The sequence below is a fragment of the Planktosalinus lacus genome, assembly GCF_014640155.1.
Lineage (GTDB): Bacteria > Bacteroidota > Bacteroidia > Flavobacteriales > Flavobacteriaceae > Planktosalinus > Planktosalinus lacus.
Window position 1 is genome coordinate 140,394 of the sequence record NZ_BMGK01000004.1, and the last position, 21,509, is coordinate 161,902.

Genomic DNA, 21,509 nt, shown 5'->3' on the forward strand with positions numbered 1-21,509 from the left:
CAAAATTACAAACTGACTAAGAAAGTATTACTTTAATTTTTCATTATTTTGATGCCTGTCGTGATCGCGATTTGCTTTGAGCTTTAATTTATTATCAAAGGCTTTCTGAAGGTCAATTCCTGTTTGATTGGCAAGGCACAGTACTACAAAGACCACATCGGCAAGTTCTTCACCTAAATCTTTTTCCTTATCACTTTCTTTTTCGCTTTGCTCACCATACCGACGGGCGATAATACGGGCAACTTCCCCCACTTCCTCTGTGAGTTGAGCCATATTGGTGAGTTCGTTAAAATAACGCACTCCGTGATTTTTAATCCATTGATCAACTTCTAATTGAGCGTTTTTGATGTCCATAAGGAATGATTTTAAGTTTTTGAAAGGACAATTTGTTCAGATTGTTTATTAATCAAAGCAGCAAAATACTCCTGTAGAGCACCATAAAATGAAGCGGGCAGGATTGAGGTATTTATATCTGATGATACTCGCAATTGAATTTTAGAATCAATTTCTGAAATCATAAATTGGAATTGGCCAATTTGATCCGGCAATTGAAATGCTCCGGACTCAGGTATCGACTCAACAGTAAAGCCTTCTGGTATACTTAAATTAATCATAAATGTTGTTGAGGACGGATATCTAAAATCAATTGGATATTCACGTGTTTCTGTTGTAAAAGGGTTATTGGTTGAGGCCAGGAAAAATAAAGGATTTACATAAATCTTATCTCCAATCAAATCATATGCGTTCTCTTTTTCAAAATTAAAACTTTCAACAACAGGCTTGTAGGGGTCCTTTTTGTGCTGTATTTCATAATCTGAAATAAGAATTCCATCATAACTTTTTTCAAGTTTTTCCAAATAATTTGACTCTGCAACACCGGCAAAACTGCTTCTGTGATCAAGCGCTAATTGATCAGTCAAGGTGTTTCTTACCTTTCCTTCAATTGTTCCACCTTCATTCATTATCACTTCTAGATTAACAATTTTTCTGGATTTAGAAGCAGACATTAAATTTATTTGTTTTGTGGTTAAATCTGATTTCACCATTCTTCCAAACCAGTTCATCACTCTTTCAGGTAAAAGATTTGGAGCACTATAAGCACTTGTTGCATCCATCAATAAAATGTTATCACCCAGTTCCACCCCACTTATAACATAATTGAACCCACTGCGGGTTGGAAATAATGGAATTCCGTTTGATTTTGTGCTGACCAATACCGGATTGGCCTCAAGTCCCGCATAACGCAACATTGCTGTGAGCATGAGGTTAATATCGCCCACGTTACCTGTGCGGTCTTTATATGCTTTTTTTAAACCGTTGTGAGAGAAATAATTATAATTACCATTCCATGCCATACGTTGTTTAACAAATTCGAAAATAAGTGCAGCTTTTTCAACATCATTGGAAGCTTTAGATATAATAGGCTGCAAATCTTTTTCAAAATAGTTTTTTGATTCCAGCTCTTTTCCAAAGCTACTGTTATCGTAAACCTCCCTTGCTACATCGTCCCAGGTTTGAGAAAACACCACCCTTTCAGATCTGGGCATTTGAATAGATTTGAGCTCGGGTCTTATGGATAAAAGGTAGTTCTCTATATTGTTAACATACTCTTCTTGCACAAGTTTTGGTACATTCTCAGCTGTAAAAGTGGTAGAGTTTAATGTAAATGAAATTGTTGAATAGTGTGTTTTATGGGTTCTATGCACAGAAGCTCCGTCAGTTTGCCCGGGTGTGAATGAATACGTTAAATTACTAAACTCGCTCTTAACTGTTCTGTTTAGAGGAAAAAACCCTTTACTGTGTGTTTCAAAATTCATATACTCTGGGATCTTTAGAGTATATTCAGCGTGGTCAACTGGAATTTGATCTTGAAATTCAAACTCTGGAAGTGTCGATATATAGGGTGAAATGATTTTATACTTATATTCCAAAACTGAGCCTTCCTTAACATTGGGAAATGTAAATTTTTTCACATCCCAGAACTCATTTAAATCTTCGTCAAAAACGTCGCCGTTTCGAAGTCTGTCTTTGGAAGTTTTTCCGTTTTCCATGTTGTGAGTAAATGCTTTAAAATTTGAAAATATTTCATTTTTACCAGCACCGGCATTATAAATTGGGACTTCTACCGTAGCAAATCCATAACCTTCCTGGTTGTAAATTTTGATGCGAGCTTCCATTTCATAAACATACTCCCAGCCATCGTTGTATTGCATACTAACGGTTCCTTTTTTATATAGAATTGCTGCCTTTGCTTCTGGGTCTGCAGCATGTATTGTTTGTTTGATTTCATCATCTGATACTTTTCCAAAGTCATAGCGCTGGGCTTGAACCCAATTCAGCGTGCTTAAAAATAAAAATACAATTGCAACTTTTTTCATTATGATTCTTTTTTATTTAATACAATTTTAGAGTTATCATAGTTAGAAATATCCTTGAAAAAGTCTCTAAAAGCTTTATAGTCTTCCTTTGGATAATCTCCTTCTTTAAGAAATAATTTTCTGGTTAATGTTATTGTGTGGTCTTCATTGGCAACAAGCTCCAAAGTATAAGTTCCAAATTTAGTATCAATTGACACACTTTCTGGAAAAGCTTCTATTTGGTAGCTGTCAGGAAGAGAAATTAAATAATTATCTTCAAATAAAAATCCTCTGAAGAATTTAACAGGACTTTTTCGATCTCTGTATCTGGAGGGCACATAGTTGCTATTGTTAAAAGCATTGACAGAAAGAAATAAACGGCTTCCATTGACTGCAGCATAATTTCGTGCTTCCAGCTCTACCGTTTCTTCAAACGAAACGTTCTCTTTGTCATTTTCAAAATGGGTCTTAGACAATGAAAGGTTATTGATATTTCTCCAGTTTTTTACATAAAATTTATGCAATTCCTCTTTTGAAAATTTATCAAGTTTGAACCTGTTATCATAGGGAATGCCTTGGTTTGTAATTTCCACAGTTGCTTTCATTGTCCCTGTTTCATCAATTGAATAGACCGCATTGGTTTTTCTGAAATTATTCTGATTGGTATAGGCTGTGGTTTTTACAATTTCACCACCTTCTGGTTTCATAATTAAAACATTTCGATTATCTGTAAAATCACCAATAAATCCAAAAGGATGAACTTGACTTGTACAGTCAATCCAAGTGTACTCAGAATCATTTGGAATGGCAAGAATGACATGGTTACCTTGTGCTATTGAAGCAAAATCTTCTTCAAAATTTTCTTGAATATTTCCTGCCTCTACATGGGCATAGTAGGAAGGGACACCCACTGCATCGAGCAATGATTTTGTGTAATTGGTCAAGCCTTTACAATCTCCATATTTTACTTTGTCTACTTCCTGAGCTTCTATGGGCTGCACTCCACCAATTCCTACTTGCACACTAATATAACGGGTGTTTTGTTGGACATACTCATAAACAAGTCTTGCTCTTTCTAGTTTATCGTCAACACCGGCAACCAGTGCCTGAACCTCAGAAAGTGTTTGGCTACTAACTTTATCTCTCCCAACAATAAGGTTGTCATAAAACCACTTTCCTAACTCTTTCCAATTTCGTGCTTCTCCATATATACCTTCATAATAAAAAACTGTGGGTGCCAAATGTACCTGTGGAACCATTTCCAAGAAAGGAGGGCTATAGTCTTCCCGCACAAGCGCCGGGATATCTTTAGCTGTATAAGATAATATGCCTGGAAATACTGTTTTTTCAATCTGATAGTCGCCAAAGTTCTTCTCCTTGTAGTTCAGATCCAACTCAGTGCTATTGTAATGCACTTTTAAACTACTGTTTTGTGAACTTACATTATAGCTATGAATAAAGAGTTTGAAGGGCAGTGAAAGTGTATTTTCAGAAGTGGTTTCATAAGAAATTTCAAAGGTGTAAGGGTAAGATAAAGGCGTGTAATCTGCATATAGATAACGGGAATCAGAATATAGTGTTCCCCCATCAACAGCACTCCTGTCCTTAAAATCCCTTTTTTTGAATTTTTTGATTTCCTTTCCTAAAGCATCATATATAAAAGCTTCAGCTTTTTTTACCTTAATGCTATTGTCATAATATATAAAATTCCAAACGTGTTTATTGCCGGCTTTATTTAAAACTGTAACGATTACCTTTCTATTTACTTTCACTTCTTTTGTTGAAAGTATATTCACTTCAAGTTCATTGGAACGAACAATTGCATCTGCACTCTCAGTAAGATGAACGGGAATTAGTAAAGATTGGGTAAGCTCTTTTTGAGCACTTGCCGAAAAAGTAAGAAAAATGAGTAATAAAAGCCGCATTAACAAAATTTTAAGTTTTCAAATAAACTAAACTTTGCCAGATGACACAAATAAAAACTACTTTTTATTCTTTATTTTTTGTGTCAATCACAATTGTCACGGGTCCGTCATTGATGAGTGCTAAATTCATCATAGCACCAAAACTACCGGTGGCAACCTTTTTGCCAAAGTGTTTTTCAAAAAAGGCAACAAATTGTTCATAAAGGGGAATTGCAACATCCGGTTTTGCGGCTTTTATAAATGAAGGGCGATTGCCCTTTTTGGTGGATGCATGCAAGGTAAATTGACTAACAATCAGAACGTCACCTAATATGTCTAAAAGAGACCGGTTCATTGCTCCGGTCTCGTCGTTAAATATACGCAGTTTAATTATTTTCGCAACAAGCCATTCAATATCTTTTTGTGTATCGTCATTTTCTATTCCTAAAAGGATCAGGAGCCCATAGCCGATTTGTGAAAACTCTTTTCCCTCAATGGAGACTGATGCTTTTTTTACTCTTTGTATAACTACTCTCATTTCTTTTTGCGCAATAGCTAGGTTTCAATTTAACTTTCTTCTTCCCAATAATCAGTCCTGTAATTTTCATCCTCACCTTCCAATAACTGCAGGTAACTCCGGTAGCGAGACCAGGCTATTTCTCCTGTTTCCAAAGCATCCTTTATAGCACAGTGAGGCTCTTTTACATGCAAACAATTGTTAAATTTACAGGCTTCTTTTCGCATAAAAAACTCAGGAAAATAATCAGAAAGTTCTTCTTTTTCAACATCAACCAGACCAAAACCTTTCACCCCGGGGGTATCAATAATTTTAGCATCAAAACTTAAATCAAACATTTCAGCAAAGGTAGTGGTATGCTGTCCTTGCTTGTGTTGCTCAGAAATTTCCTTTGTTTTTAAATTCAATCCAGGTTCAACAACATTTATTAAAGTAGACTTACCCACGCCGCTATGACCTGCAAAAATACTCACCTTCTCCTTCATAAAATCTTTAAGCTTATCGATATTTTTTTCGGTCTTTGCCGAAATACCCAGACACTCATATCCAATATTTCGATACAGTGCAGATAAGTGTTTCACCTCCAGCAATTCTTCATCGTTATAAGTATCAATTTTATTAAACAATAAAACAGTTTTAATATGATAAGCTTCAGCCGTCACAAGAAACCGATCAATAAAAGAAGTAAATGTAGGTGGGTTGTTTAAAGTGATAACCAAAAAAAGTTGGTCGATATTGGCTGCGAGAATGTGTGTTCTTTTGGAAAGGTTTACAGACCTCCTCACGATATAATTCTCACGGTCTTCAATATCATGAATAACACCTTGTGTTTTTTCATTTTTAGTTTGCAGTTTAAACTCAACACGATCTCCCACAGCAATGGGGTTTGTGCTTTTAATACCTTGTATCCTGAACTTTCCCTTAATTCTACATTCATAAAATAAACCGTCCTCGGCTTTGACAGTGTACCAGCTTCCGGTTGATTTATAAACGGTTCCTTTCATTCAATTAAGGTTTATTTTTAATAATGGTATGTTGATGCTCTATAGACTCTTGATGTATTGCCTTAAATAATTCTGTAATAAATTTTTCACTTAAACTCTGAGAATTCCCGGCTAATTTCATTCGTTCTAAAATCTCGTTCCAGCGCTCCATTTGTAGTATGGCTACATTATTGTCATTTTTCAAGCGACCTATTTCATCGGCTATTTTCATTCGACTTCCCAAATTAGATAAAATCTGTGAGTCAATCGCGTCAATTTGTTTACGCAAGGTGTGAATCTTAATTTTAAAATCTTTTGCATCCACATCTATTGACCGAACCCGTAATTCAGCAATTAGTTGTTTAAACTTTGCCGGTGTGATTTGTTGTGCAGCGTCACTCCATGCATTGTCAGGATCGGTGTGGGTTTCTATCATCAAACCGTCATAGTTAAGGTCAAGTCCTGTTTGACTCAGGTCAAAAATAAGATCACGTCGTCCACCCATATGTGAGGGATCTAAAATAAGTGGTAAATCAGGAAAATGACTTTGAAAATCAATAGCCAGTTGCCACTCTGGATTATTGCGGTATTTGGTTTTCAAATAAGTTGAGAATCCGCGGTGAATTACACCCAGATTATTGATGTTGGCTTTTTGCAAACGTTCCACTGCCCCCAGCCACAAAGACAAGTCGGGGTTTACAGGGTTTTTTACCAAAACAACTTTATCGGTTCCTGCCAATGCATCGGCAATTTCCTGAACAATAAAAGGACTTACAGTACTTCGTGCGCCAATCCACAAAACATCAATATCGGCTTTCAAAGCCTCTTCAACATGTGCTTTATTGGCCACTTCAACAGCCATTTTTAATCCGGTTTCAGAGCGAGCTCGCTGCAACCAAGGCAAACCAACTGCCCCTACTCCTTCAAAACTTCCGGGTCGGGTTCTGGGTTTCCAGATTCCTGCTCTAAAAATAGACGTCTCAGTTTCTTTTAATTGATGTGCAATAGCCAACACCTGTTCTTCGGTTTCAGCACTACATGGGCCTGCGATCATCAACGGATGTGGCTGCTGAAATTCTTTCAACCAACCTAATTTGGAGTTTTGATGGGGTATAGATTCTGGCATATTCTTGTTTAAATTTTCCGAAAAAAAAGTACAAACAGATTTAATTTAATATTTTCGCTTAAACGAAATAAAATCGGCTTTTTGTTGTTTTTACAGAAAGCACAAAATTACAACAATTCTGTCAGTTTAAAAGCCTGCCCAAAACAACAAATAAATTAAAAAAAGAGATTCTATGTCGATAGCCGTTGATAATATTACTAAAACATATGGCGAACAAAACGCATTGAAAGCTATTTCATTTTCGGTAAACAGAGGGGAAATAGTGGGGTTTTTAGGCCCAAATGGTGCCGGAAAATCAACCCTGATGAAAATTCTTACCACCTTTATCCCGGCAACACAAGGAACTGCAACTGTCAATGGGTTTTCTGTAACCGAAAACAAAAAAGAAGTACAAAAAAGTGTGGGTTACTTACCCGAACACAACCCCTTGTATCTCGATATGTATGTAAGGGAATACCTGCGGTTCAATGCTGCCATCTTTAATAGTTCAAAAAATCGTGTTGAAGAAGTGATTCAACAAACAGGACTCACTCCTGAAGCCCATAAAAAAATTGAAGCACTCTCCAAAGGCTATCGTCAACGTGTGGGACTGGCAAATGCTTTGCTTCACAACCCCGATGTGTTAATCCTTGACGAACCCACCACCGGACTAGACCCCAACCAAATCATCGAAATTAGAAACCTCATCAAAAATGTCGGAAAAGAAAAAACGGTATTTCTCTCCACTCACATTATGCAGGAAGTCGAAGCCATTTGCGATAGGGTAATTATTATTAATCAAGGAGAAATTGTGGCCGACAAAAAAATAGCTGAATTGAAAGCACACCAGGCACAGATTATTGAAGTGGAGTTTGATTTTCGGGTGGAAGACGTGGCTTTACAAAATCTCCCCAAAGTAAAACAAGTAAACAACACCCACGATTTTATCTATGAACTCACATTTGATACCGAAAAAGATATGCGTCCGGCAGTATTTGACTTTGCCCACGATAACGGACTCAAAATTTTACAACTCAACGCCAAAAATAAAAATCTGGAGCAGTTGTTTAGAGAGTTGACAGGAGGAGAGGAAAACTGAGTCTATAAATCTATTTTTATTACATAGGTCCATGAAAAATCAAAGTAAAATAACGTTCCAATTTATCAGTGAACCCTCAGACATTAATTTTGGTGGCAAGGTGCATGGCGGTGTTGCTATGAAATGGATTGATCAAACTGCCTATACCTGTGCAAGAACCTGGGCTGAAACCTATTGTGTTACAGTTTATGTTGGTGGAATTCGATTTTATAGCCCTATAAGTATAGGAGATATTATAAAAATTGATGCGTATGTAATTTATACTGGAAAGACAAGTATTCACATTGCTGTAGATGTTTATTCAAAGAATATCAGTTCCAAAAAATGGGTAAAAAAAACACATTGTGTGATTGTTTTTGTTTCAGTGAATGAAAAAGGAAAACCCCTAAAAGTAAAAAAATGGAAACCTGAGTCAGAAAAAGAAAAACAACTTGAAAACTATGCCTTGAATCTAAAGAAACTCCGGTTACAAATTGAAAACGAAATGAAACCTTTTATTTAAAATTCTGTTTTGAATAATTAAAAAAAATCTGAAATCACCACTATTTTAAGCCTACAAATACTTTACTCAAAAATCAAACGCCCTGTATAAAACTCCTCCACTTCCACCACCGGTGGCTGGAAAATTGCAATCACATCGCCTACACCACGTATTTCACCACGAATGGACTGCCTGGGATTTAGAAACATTTTATTACTGCTGCGTTGAAATATATTCAAATCCTGTACGATCAAATTTGTAGCTTCTACACGTCCGTCTCCACTGTAAAGCCCAAATGTGGCCATTTCAGCTTCACCGGAAAGGAAAAAATTGGCCTTGTTATTGGCAACGATTGTCAACGATTGCACGTCCAGTTGCAAGTGAAAATCACCCACGGTATGAATGTCACCTTCTACTGCAGTGTCTTCTGAAAGCAATGCCAGTGTTGGAAACCCTAACACACCCTCACTAAATAAAGGAAGCCCAGAACCATTCCTTATTTGGGTGATGTTGGGCGAAATGACAAATACTTTTGTAACACCATAATCGCGCACCAAATTACAATTATTACCATTTTCAATGCGCAGCGTACCATTTTCAACCTGAAAGTTGATCTTCGCTTTGAGGTTTTCACCGGTTTCTAAAATCACTTTTTGCTCAGCTCCTTGTTTTACAAAGAGTTGCACACGATGACGCACATCGAGCTTTTCAAAAGTTTCTAAAGCTATTTCTTCCTGAACGATTGCTCCCGTAGCCTTGATACAATTCCATGAGGAGTCTGAATCACAGGCAGTGACAAAAAAAGCAATGGTCAAATAAGTAAAAATATTTTTTATCATTTACAATCTTATTCCTACACCAAACTCAATAGCTTCAGCTTTGGCGGCGTGTGCTTTGACACTTAGTATTCCAAATAGTTGTTCCTTTTCACCAAAATAGCGTTTAATTCCCAATCTGTTATACATTCTGCCTTCAAAATCATAAGGGTAATAAACATAATACCCCGCATTGACAAAAGGTGCCAGCTTGTTGACACGAAATTGATACCCTGCAAAAATACCCACCCGCTTAAAGTCTTCCTCGCCACTGATGTTAAATTCGGGATACGCGATAGCACGATACTCAATTAAATCTTTTAAAAAATAAGAAAGGAAAAGTTCGGCCCCTGCATAAACTGAACTTGTTTTGCTCAATCGTTTGTCAGTAAAGGCAGAAACTACCACAAAAGGGGATTTTCCTAAACCAATCACATCACTCTCATTGATCCCAAAACGCACCAGAACATTCAGCTTTATGGGTTCGCTAAATGTTTCCCGTTCAAACGGAATATACTCCGGAATCGGTTCTTGATTCAAATTGTAATTAAGACCAACATTGAATGCAAACGTGTTGGTGCTTGTATTGGGAGCCGTAAAATTTCCATTGGAATAATGAAAAAGTGAAAGGCCGGCCTGAACACCAAAACCATTCCATAGATTTTCCTTGTGATAATTTAATTTTAATAAAGTGGCACTCAATATTGAAGACCCAAAAGCATTGTTCAAATAATTAGTATCAGGATGATAAGGATTAGTAGCATAGGCAATACCTGTGCCAATACCAAGCTGTACATTTCGCTTCAAAAAATACCAACTTATGTGACTGTACAAACCATATAATTCGCCCAGATTGGGGTTTTTCATATCCTGATAAGAAAACGTAAGCCCCCAATCGGGATAGTTGTGACGACGCTCCCATTCTTTAAACCCAAAGGTCTTAACATTGTATTGCAATACAATTCCTTCAGGATGACGGGTGATTAAATGTCCAATTTCAGGGTTGTGTTCCAGAATGGTTCCGTAAAAATAATCTATCTCTATAGAACTGAACCATGCATGTTTTTCTTGAGAAACACACTCTACAGAAAAAATTGATAAGAATAATAGTGGCAACCATTTCATGGCCGTAAAAATAATAGAATTCCTAAATTTTAAAGGTTTATTCATATAAATAAAACTATGAATGCTTTAATATTCTTTTTTTAATTGCTAATTTTGCTCAGATTTTGAGGAAAAATTTGACTGATTGCAACCTCTTGTTCCATAGTTATTTTTGGAACCTCATCACAGATGGGACTCCCTTTTAAGTTGGGTTTAAAAATGCTAAAACAGTGTACATCCTACCTGCTTTTTTACGTCAAATCTTTTCCTTACTTTTAAAATTATTAAATCTGATTTTATGGCCTATTTATTTACTTCAGAAAGTGTTTCTGAAGGACACCCTGATAAAGTTGCAGACCAAATTAGTGACGCTCTTTTAGATAATTTTTTAGCTTTTGATCCTCAGTCAAAAGTTGCCTGCGAAACACTGGTAACCACTGGTCAAGTAGTGCTTGCCGGAGAGGTGAAAAGCAATACGTACCTCGATGTACAGCAAATTGCAAGAGATGTGGTAAACAAAATTGGGTATACAAAAGGTGCTTATCAATTTAGTGGCGATTCCTGTGGAGTGATTTCACTCATTCACGAGCAATCACAAGACATCAATCAGGGTGTGGATCGCGAAAATAAAGAAGAGCAAGGCGCCGGTGACCAGGGGATGATGTTTGGCTATGCTACTTCAGAAACAGCTAACTTCATGCCGTTAGCCCTTGATATTTCACACAAAATATTGATAGAACTCGCCGCATTACGCCGGGAAGAAAAAGAAATCACTTACCTGCGCCCCGATTCCAAAAGCCAGGTGACCATTGAATACAGCGACGACAATGTGCCCCAAAAAATTGTGGCCATTGTAGTTTCTACGCAGCATGATGATTTTGATCAAGACGAAAAAATGCTTGCCAAAATTAAAAGTGATATTATTAATATTCTAATCCCAAGGGTCAAAGCACAATTGCCAGGGTATATTCAGGAATTGTTTAACGACGATATTATTTACCATATTAACCCTACTGGAAAGTTTGTGATTGGTGGGCCACATGGTGATTCCGGTTTAACCGGAAGAAAAATCATTGTGGATACCTATGGTGGCAAAGGAGCGCATGGTGGTGGTGCTTTTTCCGGGAAAGACCCCAGTAAAGTAGACCGCAGCGCCGCATATGCCGCGCGACATATTGCTAAGAACCTTGTGGCTGCAGGGATTGCAGACGAAGTTTTGGTGCAGGTGAGCTATGCTATTGGCGTGGTGAAACCCACATCCATTTATGTGAATACCTTTGGATCATCAAAATTAAATATGACAGACGGAGAAATCGCAGAACAGGTCATCAACCTTTTTGATATGCGCCCGGCCGCTATTGAAAAACGCCTAAAACTACGCAATCCCATTTACAGTGAAACAGCTGCTTACGGCCATATGGGTCGCGAGCCTCAAACAATCACAAAAGTGTTTGAAAGCCCCTACTCCGGAAAAAAAGAAATCGAGGTAGAACTTTTCACCTGGGAAAAACTGGATATGGTGGAGGAAGTGCGAAAAGCTTTTGGTTTTACTGAAGAGGCGTAAAAGCGTCTTATCAAATATTTTTTTTAGAAGCCATTTTGTAACGAAATGGCTTCTTTTATTTTATATAATTTGCCTTTCCTTAACACCCTTATTTCTTTTTATACATATCTTTAAAGAATATAAATCTTAAAGTTATGTCCATCTTCAAAAAAATCAAAGGTACTTTTCAATTATTAAAAACAATTGATTTGGACCAACTTGCCAAACTCAATGAAAAAATAGACCTTTCAGATGCTATTAAAAACCTGGGAGAACTTGATGAGCGACAGCTCAAAGGGCTTATGAAAATGCTCACCACAAAAGCAAAAAAAGGGCAACATCAACTCCCTCCCATTGATGGTGATTTTTACAATCTTGACCTAAAACTTTCCAAAGAAGACCGCGACATCCAGTTGCAGGTGCGCAATTTTATGGAAGATGAAGTAAAACCCTTAGTCAATGACCATTGGAACCGGGCAAAATTCCCTTTTCAAATCATTGAAAAATTCGCCAAACTCAATATAGCTGGTATTGCTTATGAAGGCTATGGCTGTGCAAATAAATCATTTTTACTGGAAGGCATCATTGCTCAGGAACTGGCACGGGTAGATGTTTCCATTTCCACGTTTTTTGGTGTTCATAGCGGACTGGCCATGGGGTCTATCTATCTGTGTGGAAGTGAAGAGCAAAAACAGGAATGGTTACCGGCGATGCAACGACTGGAAAAAATTGGTGCTTTTGGTCTTACCGAACCCAATGTGGGTTCTGCGGTTGCCGGCGGAATGGAAACTACCTGTAAACGTATCGATGGCAACTGGATTTTAAACGGTCAAAAAAAATGGATTGGAAATGCCACCTTTGCTGATGTAATTATCATTTGGGCAAGGGATGAAGATAGCAATCAGGTAAAAGGGTTTTTGGTGCGCAAAGAAAATCCCGGCTTCAAAGCCGAAAAAATGGAGGATAAAATGGCCTTACGCATCGTGCAAAATGCGATTATTACCTTGACAAACTGCAGCGTGCCGGAATCAGATAGGTTGCAAAATGCAAATTCGTTTAAAGACACAGCAAAGGTACTGCAAATGACCAGAGCGGGAGTCGCCTGGCAAGCCGTGGGCTGCGCCCGTGGGGCTTATGAAGCAGCTTTAAAATATACCAAGAAACGGGAACAGTTTGGCAGGCCCATCGCCTCCTTCCAGCTAATACAAAACCATTTGGTGGAAATGGTATCAAACCTCACTGCCATGCAAACCTTGTGCTTTAGGCTCTCTGAACTCCAGGATCAAAAGCTCCTTACTGATGAGCACGCTTCCCTGGCAAAAGTTTTTTGCAGTATGCGCACCCGTGATGTGGTGGGTCGTGCACGCGAAGTAATGGGAGGTAACGGTATCCTGCTGGAATATGACGTCGCCCGCTTTGTAGCAGACGCCGAAGCCATCTACAGTTATGAAGGTACCAAAGAAATCAACTCACTCATTGTGGGCCGTGCTATTACCGGATATAGTGCTTTTGTGAATTAAAATTAAAAAAGGAAACAACGTTTCTTCTTTAGTTTCCAATGTTAATTTAAAGTGTATTTTTCCGAGTAAGCCGGCAGAAGCAATAGATTATAGGTTTAGTTGGCACCTGGCTTTATTCCGTTATGTTTTTAGTTTGGCGTAAATTTCAACACTTATAAATTTTCCGTTTTTTATTTCGCAGTCTTTCATTATTCCTTCGAGTTGAAAATCAAGTTTTGCCATTGCTTTTTTACAGTTTTGATTGTCAGATTCTACAAAGCCTTCTATTCGATGAATTCCAAGCTTTTCAAATCCATAATTGCAAATTAAAGGCATTACCTCTGTCATTATTCCTTTTCCCCAAAAATCGGGTAATAACCAAAGTCCAATTTCAGCTTTTTTATGTTCTTTTGAAAAGTCGTTTAGTCCACCTGCACCATAAAATGTTTCATTATCAATTGAACAAATCGCCCACCAAAATTGTTTTGAATCGGCAAACCAAGTCATTTGTTCTTTTGTCGCTTCCAAACTGTTAAAACTTATTCCATAATGTTTTATCACGTCAGGATTGGAAAGGCCGTTGTAGATATTTTCAAGGTCAGATTCGGTTATTCTCCTTAATTGAAGTCGTTCAGTTTTTAATATTGGAAAATCGTTTCTCACTTTTATTTAAATTAAGTTCGGGCATTCTTTCCCACTCGGTGGCAACTTTCTCTATAAAAACAGTACGAACTGGGTGCTTGATTGTCCGGAGGAAAATCAAGTGTTGCAAGAGAGCACAGGCTTTCGATTTGAGCTAGGTTCAGCATTATTTATATATATTGTTGTTGTGTCATTATTTTCCTAGTGTATAATAATTTCATAGTATTCAGATCTACACCAGTTAATTATTTTCCCGTTTATGTTAAATTCAATATGGTAAATGTATTCTTTTCTTTCACTATGTTTTTCATATAGGTTTATAAAAATTCGTTTGTTATTACCTTTCTCAATATGAGGTGAACTAATAAGCAGTTTCGGGAAATTTCCTTTTCCGTTTATTTTTATTTTAAATTGTTTCTTGTTTATTTTAGAAAAATCAAGACTCGAGTCAAAGTCAATTTTCCTTTCCTTGTAAGTTGTCATTTCCTCGAATTGTTCGTTGTTTTTCCAAACAATGTTTTCTAAACAATTGGGTATTGAAAACCTAAAAGCTTTTGGATGAAAATCAAACGCGTGTTGATAAATTTTAATTTTTTTATTTACAGGAAAGGAGTCTAAAATTTCATTTTGATATAAGTCAAATGCCTTTTGTTCATAATACAACTTATCCGTTTGAGAAAATGCTTTTCCAACGAGAAAAATCATTAATGTTAATAATAGATGTTTCATTTTTTTAAATGCAGGCCAACGTTAGTATATAAGACATGATTCGGGTATATGGCTGATATATCCCAAATAGTCGACATGCTCTTTTATCTACTTCTAAAGTAGCACCTTTCATCAAAAAAACCTAAAAATTCTTTAGTCTTACAATTTAAAAACCTTTGGATAACGCGTTGTTATTGAAGTTCCGGGAGGGCATTTTTTCTATAAATCATACTTCACCGTCAACATCACAATCCTCGGCATCACACTATAAAATGAAGTAGTATTGAAAGTTTCATTAAAACTGTCTTGATTGATGGTTTGCACATCCAGCAGGTTGGTGGCCTGGATTCTGTATTCCCAATTGCTGTCTTTCTTTTGATAGTTTAAATCTGCAGACAGGAAGGAGTAATCATTTTTGATGGTGTTTTCCTTATTGCTGTAGTCATAATAACTCCAGTCTGCTTTAAAAGTGAAGTCTTTCAAAAAATTAAACTCGATATTGGCAAACGGTCTATGCGTGTAAAATGTGGATTGAATTCCGCCATTGTCATACTCATTGATGATCACATTATAGCCCGCTTCAAAATTAGGGAATTCCTTGAAATTGCTTCGTGCACTCACACGGTAGTTTTGAGTAAAGCTTTCGGAAGTAGTGACTGTTTGATTGACGATATTATTGAAACTGCTCCAGTTAAAATTTCCGTTGATGCTATACTGCATTTTTTTGATGCGCTTGCTAAAACTTCCAAAAGCAGAAAAAGTCTCATCAGCAAAATTACTATCAATATTAATGGGCGAGGACACCTGGTTGATGGCCACAATTTGAGTGTTATTTTTGATGCCCTCAACACGTCTGGTGTAGTTCAGGTTACCTGTAACATTGGTATAGTTGAACATATTAAAACTGAAATAAGTCAAATTAAATGAATTGGCCAAAGAGTTTTCAAGATTGCGATTTCCTCTGAAAAGGCGGTTGTAATCATTAAAAACAAACCCTTCAGCATAGTTATTTACATCAGTATATTCAGCAGTCATCGAATAGTTAAACCGAATGCTTTCACTGCGTTTTAATTGTGCTATCGCAAAAAACTCAGGCAACACCCGCCATTCATTTTGAGAAGTGGTGGCACCCAATTGTTCCGTTTTTAAATCATAATTATGCAAGGTTACACCGGGAGTAAACGTAAACTTCCCTGTGATGAACTTATATTTTACTCCCAGAAAAGCATCGCTGAAATGATACATCACATCATTCCCCAAAGGAAACACTTCGCCGTCAACCTCAGGTGATTCATCAAAATTTAAAGTTGAGCCATCGTCTAACACTTGAAAAATGGATGAGTTAAAACGCTGCCTGCTTTGGGTGGTTCCCAGTGTGAAATTCAGATTGCTTTTGTTGTTTATAATGTAAAAGTGATCCACTTTAACATCCAGTTTGTTGGTTTTCACACGTTTTTCCTGGTTGATGTCAAAGTTGCTTTGATTTTCATCGGCATCCAAAATTCCTGAAAACGGAAGAAAATCAAGCACCGCGTTGTAGAAAGGATCTTCATCCTGCCACAAATGTTGTGCTTGTCCGGCAAAAATGTTTTTTTCATTCAATGTGAAATAAGCATTCACGTTTTGGTTGATTGAAAACGGATTGTTCACCTTGTCTTCAACTATGTTATTGTCTATGTTTCCAAAACTGGAAATCTGATTTGAAAATTCGGTTTGTTTAGAAATCTTCGCCAGTACATCATAATCCATTTGAAAACGAAGACTGGGCTTGTAAACCGAGCTCAATTTTAACATTCCCAAACGGTTTCTTTGATCGCTGGTACTGTTACTGTTTTCTACATCGCCTGTGGTGACAAAGCTGCGCACAGTATTTGTAATAAAATTTGTCCTGTTGTCAGAAAGTATGGCAAACCCACTCACATCCAGTTTTTCTGAGGCTTTATAGCTAAAGTTACCGGCAATGAATTCGGCTTCAATGTCGTTGGCACGGTTGTTTTGCATGACCGCAAAACTGAGTCCGCTGTCATTGATATTAAACCGCGTTCCCCCGCCTTGATTGAAATTTCTGAATCCACCGGTAAAATTGAAATAATCCCTGAAAGTGAAGGGCACATCGCCCGTATTGTTGAAGTTTGTGATGATGTTGATGCTGTATTCCGGGCTGTAATAAAACAATTTGGGATTGGCCAGATACCTGAATTTTTCACCATAACCGGCACCGGCAGTGATTTCACCAAACCAGAAATTGGTTTTTCCTTCTTTCAGCCGTATGTTAATCGCTGTTTGATCCTGGGTGTTGGCAACTCCTCTCAACTGCCCTACTTCGTTGTAATTTCTTAAAACTTCAACTTTACTCACTGCGTCAGCGGGTATGTTTTTGGTTGCCAGTTTAGAATCGCCGTCAAAAAAATCCTTTCCTTCAACCATTACCTTTTGAACAACTTTTCCGTCCACTTCAATTTCGCCTTCCTCATTGAGTTCAAGCCCCGGGAGTGCCTTAATCACATCGCCCAGCTTTTTTTCATTGCCTGTCACAAAGGAATCTGTATTGTAAACAATGGTGTCACCCTTGATGGTAACCGGCATTTCATAAACCAATTCCACTCCCTCCAGCTCGTCTGCAGCAGATTGCAACACAATATCCCGCAAAATATCTGATCGATCATCACTTACAGTGACTTCAAAAGTTTGAGTTTCAAACCCCAGGTAACTGGCCTGAAGTGTATAGGTTTCATTAACGGGTAAGAACAATTGAAACCTTCCGGCGTCGTTGGTAATGGCATAGCTTTCGATTGCGTCAGTGGTTTTTACTTTGGCAATGATACTGGCCATTTCTAAAGGGTTTCCCAAACTGTCTTTAACAGTTCCGGTCAATTTAACCGATTGAGAAAACGCCGAATGTGTAACTAAAAGGAAAAGAATTGAAAAAAATAAACCGATATTAAATTTCATCAATATTGTATTGGTTAGTTAGTAAAAGGGATTAGTTCATTCTAATCTGCATGCCTCTTCCTCTGCCACGTCCACCATACATTTCCTGCATTTCTTCCATTTTATCTTTTACGATTTTTTGATACTCTTCCTGGGAAACTTTTTGCCCTTTGGAAGGCTTTTTAATTTCAATTTCTTTGGGATTTAAAACGATTTTTGTACACAAAATTGATGTTCTGTCAGCCTGGATTTCGAGTATCAGTCCCGGCAAACCTGAAAACTCTCCAGGACCTTGTGGAATTGGAATTTGTGGAGTATACCACGCAACAATTTCAATTTCTTTGGGAATTTCAATTTCCTCCATTAGATCAAATTCTGTCGAGTCTTTTTTAGTTTCAGTGGCCTCTTTTTCAGAATCTGTATTGCTGTTTCTTCTACGCATCGATTGAAAATCTGTATCCCCCAACTGCTTTATCGCTGTAGCCTTAAAGGCAACATATTGACCAATTTGTTTGGATACGTTAACCAGTTTCCATTCGAGTTTTGGGAGTGTATCAGTGATTAAAAACTGCTTGCCAAAAAACTCCTGTTCCTGTAAATACAAGTCATCCGTAGTATTTTTATATTGTGCTCCGGCTGTAAAGTTCCCCATCATTGCCATCATACCGCCACCGGCACCTGGAGCGGCTAACTTTTCCTCCTCTTTGTATGATGATTCTTCTTTATTGAAGTTTAAAATATACGTTTTCTCAAGGGCTTTTTTCATCATTTCAGCGATTTGCTCTTTCATTTGTTCTGTCATCTGAGGACCGCCAAAATCCATGTCAACCGTGGTTTTTGATTGATATGTGGCTTGTCCAGAAGTGATTTGGGCTGTGATTGAAATCGTTAAGAAAAAACAAAAAAGAGTGGAAATATATGCTTTCATTTTTAATGGATTTTAAAATGTATGAATCAAATCTAAAACTTTTGTTACAGTAAGACGTTATTTTTAACAAAGGGTTTAACAAAAATAAATACTATTTACATAAAAGTGTTTTTTGTAACTTGGTCTGACATTGAAAGTACTATCTTGCACTTTTAGATTGCAAAATGATGAAATTATTGCTTTTTTTTATAGTTTTAATCTCCTGTGTTGGTTTCGCTCAAAGCGAAATCAATCTTGAAGCCGTTGATGAAATCCCTCTGAAAGCAAATCGTTTTGTAGGGGTAGATCACCTGGGTAGTTATTATTATATCAAAAACAATACTTTATTTAAAACCGCCGGTACTGAACTTTTCCAGTTTAAGGATTTCCAGTTAGGAACTCCCGGAGAAGTTGATTTATTAAACCCCTTAAAAATCACCCTTTTTTATCCCGATTATCAGACAGCTGTGATTTTAGACAATAAACTAAATGAAATACATCGCATTTCCTTTGCAATGCAACCGCCTTTTCTAAATATAAAAAACGCAACTACTGCCAACGATAACCGGCTGTGGGTTTTTAATGAAGATAGCCAGCAGCTGGAATTGTACAATTTCAGAGACAAAATTAATAAAGTGCTCTCCAGACCTGTCTCAGAGTCCTATTTAAGTCAGGAAAGCGATTATAACTATTGCTATGTGTTGACCGAAACCCACTTAAGGCTTTACAATATTTATGGGAGTTTGCTTCGACGCATCCCCCTTGAAAATGTTCAAAAATTAAGCCTTTCCGGCGAAAGCCTGGTAGTTCTTCAGGACAATCAATTAACTTTATTTTCAAAACAACTTGAACAAATAAACAGAATAAAGTCACCTGAATTAACCATAAAAGATTTGTTTCTATCTGGTGAATTCCTGTATATTTACGATGGTGAAACAATTCACAAAATGAAGCTAATCAAATCTCAAAATTAACCCCATGCACGTTGCTATCGCAGGAAACATTGGTTCAGGAAAAACCACGCTAACTAGACTTTTATCAAAACATTATAAATGGCAGGCCCATTATGAAGAAGTAGATGACAATCCTTATTTGGATGATTTTTACAACCAAATGGAACGTTGGTCATTCAACCTTCAAATTTACTTTTTAAACAGTCGTTTTAGACAAGTACTGGACATTCGCAACAGTGGGAAAAATGTCATTCAGGACAGAACGATTTATGAAGATGCTTATATTTTTGCACCCAACCTGCACGCCATGGGATTAATGACCAATCGTGATTTTGAAAATTATAAATCCTTGTTTGACTTAATGGAAGAAGTAACTAAAAGCCCTGATTTAATAATCTACTTACGCAGTTCAATTCCAAATCTCGTGGCTCAAATTCACAAGCGCGGCAGGGAATATGAAAACAGCATCAGCATTGATTACCTCAGCCGTTTAAATGAACGCTATGAAGCTTGGGTGCATAATTATGACAAAGGAAACCTCCTTGTAATTGATGTTGACAAGTTAGACTTTGTGGACAATCCTGAAGACTTAGGAAACGTTATTAATCGCATTGATGCAGAATTGCATGGCTTGTTTGAATAGAAAGTTTAAGGCCATAACCAGATAATTAACAATCCGGCTACTATTGATATCCCAAAAGTAATCCCAACCCATTTTGCAAGGCGTTGGGTTCCTAAAGTTGCAGCCAAAATCCCTTTGAAAAACAAATTGGAAAGTGACGCCAATAGGATTAGCCGCCAACCGGTGTCTATTTCAAGATTTCCTTGTTTCATAATCTGTGAGAGTGACAAGGTAATAGCATCAACATCTGTAAGTCCGCTTATGATGGCAACAACATAAAGGGCTTCATTTTCAAACTCCTCATTTACAAAAGCAACTGCAAGCAAAATTATACCATACAAGAAACCAAAAACAACAGCAGTTTTTAATTGCGCCGGGTTTTTAGGTTCAGGCATCCTGTCTTCTTTTTTTCCTTTTTGAATGTTGTAAAATAAGAAAATACATAGCGCCACCATAATAACAAACTCCACTCCTATGGGTAATATCATTTGCGGAAGCTTTTCAGGTATCACCACTCCCATCTCTATAACGATGCGCACCAGTGCAATCGCAGAGGCGCCCACTATCACAAAAGCAGAAAGTTTATCAATAGTATCAGCATCTTTGGTTTTTCTGGCATAACTCACGGTGGTTGCGGTACTGCTGATCATTCCCCCCAGTATGGCATTTGACAAAAGACCTACTTTTTTGCCCAAAAACTTATAGATAAAATATCCCACCACACTTATTCCTACAATCAGGGTAACCATTAACCAGATGTTCTGCGGGTTAAGTACATCAAATGGACCATAAGTTTCATCTGGCAGTATGGGAAGGATAACTAACGAAATACCGGCAAAAGTCATAATCGCCGATAAATCTTTATTTTGTAATTTGTCAATAGCATTGTGCATTCTTTCTTTGGCATACAGCAACACCGCCATCAAACCACCCACAATTACTCCAAGAACCTGGTCCCCTAAAACCAAATAGGCTCCAATAGAAAACATGAGCAGTGCAGCAACTTCAGTTGTTTGCCCTAAATCTGAGTCAGGAGCATTCCTTTTAGCAAGTACATTTCCGGCAACCAAAAGAGCTGCTATCGCTAAACCCAGTGCCGGTAATATAAAAGGATTATCAAAATCACGGGTTAAAAAACCCGAAATGACCCCTAAAATAGCCAACAGGGAAAAAGTGCGCACCCCAGCCAAAGTGTTATTGGTTTTCTCTCGTTGCATGCCTACCAAGAGTCCTAAGCCAAGAGCAATTGCAAGTGTTGTTATATCCTCATAATTCATAACTATCACTAAGGTACTGTTTTTAATAAAAAACCCCGCCGGAAGGGCAGGGAATTTTATAT

Annotated in this window: 19 protein-coding genes; 6 read left to right on the plus strand and 13 right to left on the minus strand. The window is 37.4% G+C overall.

The genetic code is table 11. The features are described 5' to 3' along the window. Positions 1 to 27: 27 nt before the first annotated feature. From IEV69_RS05965 to IEV69_RS05990, 6 genes are all read right to left on the minus strand, one after another. Positions 28 to 354 (minus strand): nucleotide pyrophosphohydrolase, encoded by a 327-nt coding sequence (locus tag IEV69_RS05965; protein WP_188440504.1) that lies wholly within the window; start codon positions 352 to 354, stop codon positions 28 to 30. Between the two features lie 11 nt (positions 355 to 365). Further along, positions 366 to 2,378, minus strand: coding sequence for a DUF3858 domain-containing protein (locus IEV69_RS05970; RefSeq protein WP_188440506.1), 2,013 nt, complete (start codon positions 2,376 to 2,378; stop codon positions 366 to 368). After that, positions 2,378 to 4,282: a DUF3858 domain-containing protein gene (locus IEV69_RS05975; protein ID WP_188440508.1), complete on the minus strand. Its 1,905-nt coding sequence runs from the start codon at positions 4,280 to 4,282 to the stop codon at positions 2,378 to 2,380. Before IEV69_RS05975 ends, IEV69_RS05970 begins: the two co-directional genes overlap by 1 nt. Positions 4,283 to 4,346: 64 nt before the next feature. Beyond that, positions 4,347 to 4,799: a D-aminoacyl-tRNA deacylase gene (dtd, locus tag IEV69_RS05980; RefSeq protein ID WP_188440510.1), complete on the minus strand. Its 453-nt coding sequence runs from the start codon at positions 4,797 to 4,799 to the stop codon at positions 4,347 to 4,349. 29 nt (positions 4,800 to 4,828) lie between these two features. Then, complete coding sequence (gene rsgA, locus IEV69_RS05985) at positions 4,829 to 5,782, minus strand: ribosome small subunit-dependent GTPase A (protein ID WP_188440512.1); 954 nt, start codon at positions 5,780 to 5,782, stop codon at positions 4,829 to 4,831. A gap of 4 nt (positions 5,783 to 5,786) precedes the next feature. Continuing rightward, positions 5,787 to 6,887, minus strand: coding sequence for a chorismate mutase (locus IEV69_RS05990; protein ID WP_188440513.1), 1,101 nt, complete (start codon positions 6,885 to 6,887; stop codon positions 5,787 to 5,789). 172 nt (positions 6,888 to 7,059) lie between these two features. Between IEV69_RS05990 and gldA the strand changes: the two genes are divergently transcribed. Next, positions 7,060 to 7,965, plus strand: a complete 906-nt coding sequence (gene gldA / locus IEV69_RS05995) for a gliding motility-associated ABC transporter ATP-binding subunit GldA (protein WP_188440514.1) — start codon at positions 7,060 to 7,062, stop codon at positions 7,963 to 7,965. A gap of 31 nt (positions 7,966 to 7,996) precedes the next feature. After that, positions 7,997 to 8,467: an acyl-CoA thioesterase gene (locus IEV69_RS06000; protein WP_188440515.1), complete on the plus strand. Its 471-nt coding sequence runs from the start codon at positions 7,997 to 7,999 to the stop codon at positions 8,465 to 8,467. A 62-nt stretch (positions 8,468 to 8,529) separates the two neighbouring features. On the opposite strand, the gene IEV69_RS06005 is transcribed toward IEV69_RS06000, so the two are convergent. Further along, positions 8,530 to 9,285 (minus strand): head GIN domain-containing protein, encoded by a 756-nt coding sequence (locus IEV69_RS06005; RefSeq protein ID WP_229741356.1) that lies wholly within the window; start codon positions 9,283 to 9,285, stop codon positions 8,530 to 8,532. Further along, complete coding sequence (locus IEV69_RS06010; protein WP_229741358.1) at positions 9,286 to 10,431, minus strand: acyloxyacyl hydrolase; 1,146 nt, start codon at positions 10,429 to 10,431, stop codon at positions 9,286 to 9,288. Positions 10,432 to 10,663: 232 nt separating this feature from the next. Here IEV69_RS06010 and metK point away from each other — a divergent pair, with 232 nt between their 5' ends. Beyond that, positions 10,664 to 11,929, plus strand: coding sequence for a methionine adenosyltransferase (gene metK, locus IEV69_RS06015; protein WP_188440516.1), 1,266 nt, complete (start codon positions 10,664 to 10,666; stop codon positions 11,927 to 11,929). 134 nt (positions 11,930 to 12,063) lie between these two features. Further along, on the plus strand, positions 12,064 to 13,428 hold the full coding sequence (locus IEV69_RS06020) for an acyl-CoA dehydrogenase family protein (RefSeq protein WP_188440517.1): 1,365 nt from the start codon (positions 12,064 to 12,066) through the stop codon (positions 13,426 to 13,428). A gap of 120 nt (positions 13,429 to 13,548) precedes the next feature. Here the strand turns inward: IEV69_RS06020 and IEV69_RS06025 are convergent, their stop codons facing one another. The 4 genes from IEV69_RS06025 to IEV69_RS06040 form a co-directional block, all read right to left on the minus strand. Further along, positions 13,549 to 14,070, minus strand: coding sequence for a GNAT family N-acetyltransferase (locus tag IEV69_RS06025; RefSeq protein WP_188440518.1), 522 nt, complete (start codon positions 14,068 to 14,070; stop codon positions 13,549 to 13,551). A gap of 180 nt (positions 14,071 to 14,250) precedes the next feature. Continuing rightward, a complete protein-coding gene (locus IEV69_RS06030; protein ID WP_188440519.1) occupies positions 14,251 to 14,778 on the minus strand; it encodes a hypothetical protein in 528 nt (175 codons plus the stop codon). Positions 14,779 to 14,976: 198 nt separating this feature from the next. Next, complete coding sequence (locus IEV69_RS06035) at positions 14,977 to 17,709, minus strand: TonB-dependent receptor (protein WP_188440520.1); 2,733 nt, start codon at positions 17,707 to 17,709, stop codon at positions 14,977 to 14,979. 31 nt (positions 17,710 to 17,740) lie between these two features. After that, positions 17,741 to 18,616 (minus strand): GLPGLI family protein, encoded by an 876-nt coding sequence (locus tag IEV69_RS06040; RefSeq protein ID WP_188440521.1) that lies wholly within the window; start codon positions 18,614 to 18,616, stop codon positions 17,741 to 17,743. 164 nt (positions 18,617 to 18,780) lie between these two features. Between IEV69_RS06040 and IEV69_RS06045 the strand changes: the two genes are divergently transcribed. Continuing rightward, positions 18,781 to 19,569 (plus strand): hypothetical protein, encoded by a 789-nt coding sequence (locus IEV69_RS06045; protein ID WP_188440522.1) that lies wholly within the window; start codon positions 18,781 to 18,783, stop codon positions 19,567 to 19,569. A gap of 4 nt (positions 19,570 to 19,573) precedes the next feature. Next, positions 19,574 to 20,191 carry a deoxynucleoside kinase gene (locus tag IEV69_RS06050; RefSeq protein ID WP_188440523.1) on the plus strand — a complete coding sequence of 206 codons (618 nt, stop codon included), beginning with the start codon at positions 19,574 to 19,576 and terminating at the stop codon, positions 20,189 to 20,191. A 5-nt stretch (positions 20,192 to 20,196) separates the two neighbouring features. On the opposite strand, the gene IEV69_RS06055 is transcribed toward IEV69_RS06050, so the two are convergent. Further along, positions 20,197 to 21,447, minus strand: coding sequence for an MgtC/SapB family protein (locus IEV69_RS06055; RefSeq protein ID WP_188440784.1), 1,251 nt, complete (start codon positions 21,445 to 21,447; stop codon positions 20,197 to 20,199). Positions 21,448 to 21,509: the final 62 nt, after the last annotated feature.

Bases quoted from the DNA above. Each gene is read 5' to 3' on its own strand.
- IEV69_RS06000 (WP_188440515.1), top strand. From the start codon at position 7,997: ATGAAAAATCAAAGTAAAATAACGTTCCAATTTATCAGTGAACCCTCA.
- IEV69_RS05975 (WP_188440508.1), bottom strand. From the start codon at position 4,282: ATGCGGCTTTTATTACTCATTTTTCTTACTTTTTCGGCAAGTGCTCAA.
- IEV69_RS06055 (WP_188440784.1), bottom strand. From the start codon at position 21,447: ATGAATTATGAGGATATAACAACACTTGCAATTGCTCTTGGCTTAGGA.
- IEV69_RS06005 (WP_229741356.1), bottom strand. From the start codon at position 9,285: ATGATAAAAAATATTTTTACTTATTTGACCATTGCTTTTTTTGTCACT.
- IEV69_RS06040 (WP_188440521.1), bottom strand. From the start codon at position 18,616: ATGAAAGCATATATTTCCACTCTTTTTTGTTTTTTCTTAACGATTTCA.
- IEV69_RS06050 (WP_188440523.1), top strand. From the start codon at position 19,574: ATGCACGTTGCTATCGCAGGAAACATTGGTTCAGGAAAAACCACGCTA.
- rsgA (WP_188440512.1), bottom strand. From the start codon at position 5,782: ATGAAAGGAACCGTTTATAAATCAACCGGAAGCTGGTACACTGTCAAA.
- IEV69_RS06035 (WP_188440520.1), bottom strand. From the start codon at position 17,709: ATGAAATTTAATATCGGTTTATTTTTTTCAATTCTTTTCCTTTTAGTT.
- IEV69_RS05970 (WP_188440506.1), bottom strand. From the start codon at position 2,378: ATGAAAAAAGTTGCAATTGTATTTTTATTTTTAAGCACGCTGAATTGG.
- IEV69_RS06030 (WP_188440519.1), bottom strand. From the start codon at position 14,778: ATGAAACATCTATTATTAACATTAATGATTTTTCTCGTTGGAAAAGCA.
- IEV69_RS06010 (WP_229741358.1), bottom strand. From the start codon at position 10,431: ATGAATAAACCTTTAAAATTTAGGAATTCTATTATTTTTACGGCCATG.
- metK (WP_188440516.1), top strand. From the start codon at position 10,664: ATGGCCTATTTATTTACTTCAGAAAGTGTTTCTGAAGGACACCCTGAT.
- IEV69_RS06045 (WP_188440522.1), top strand. From the start codon at position 18,781: ATGATGAAATTATTGCTTTTTTTTATAGTTTTAATCTCCTGTGTTGGT.
- IEV69_RS05990 (WP_188440513.1), bottom strand. From the start codon at position 6,887: ATGCCAGAATCTATACCCCATCAAAACTCCAAATTAGGTTGGTTGAAA.
- IEV69_RS05965 (WP_188440504.1), bottom strand. From the start codon at position 354: ATGGACATCAAAAACGCTCAATTAGAAGTTGATCAATGGATTAAAAAT.
- dtd (WP_188440510.1), bottom strand. From the start codon at position 4,799: ATGAGAGTAGTTATACAAAGAGTAAAAAAAGCATCAGTCTCCATTGAG.
- gldA (WP_188440514.1), top strand. From the start codon at position 7,060: ATGTCGATAGCCGTTGATAATATTACTAAAACATATGGCGAACAAAAC.
- IEV69_RS06020 (WP_188440517.1), top strand. From the start codon at position 12,064: ATGTCCATCTTCAAAAAAATCAAAGGTACTTTTCAATTATTAAAAACA.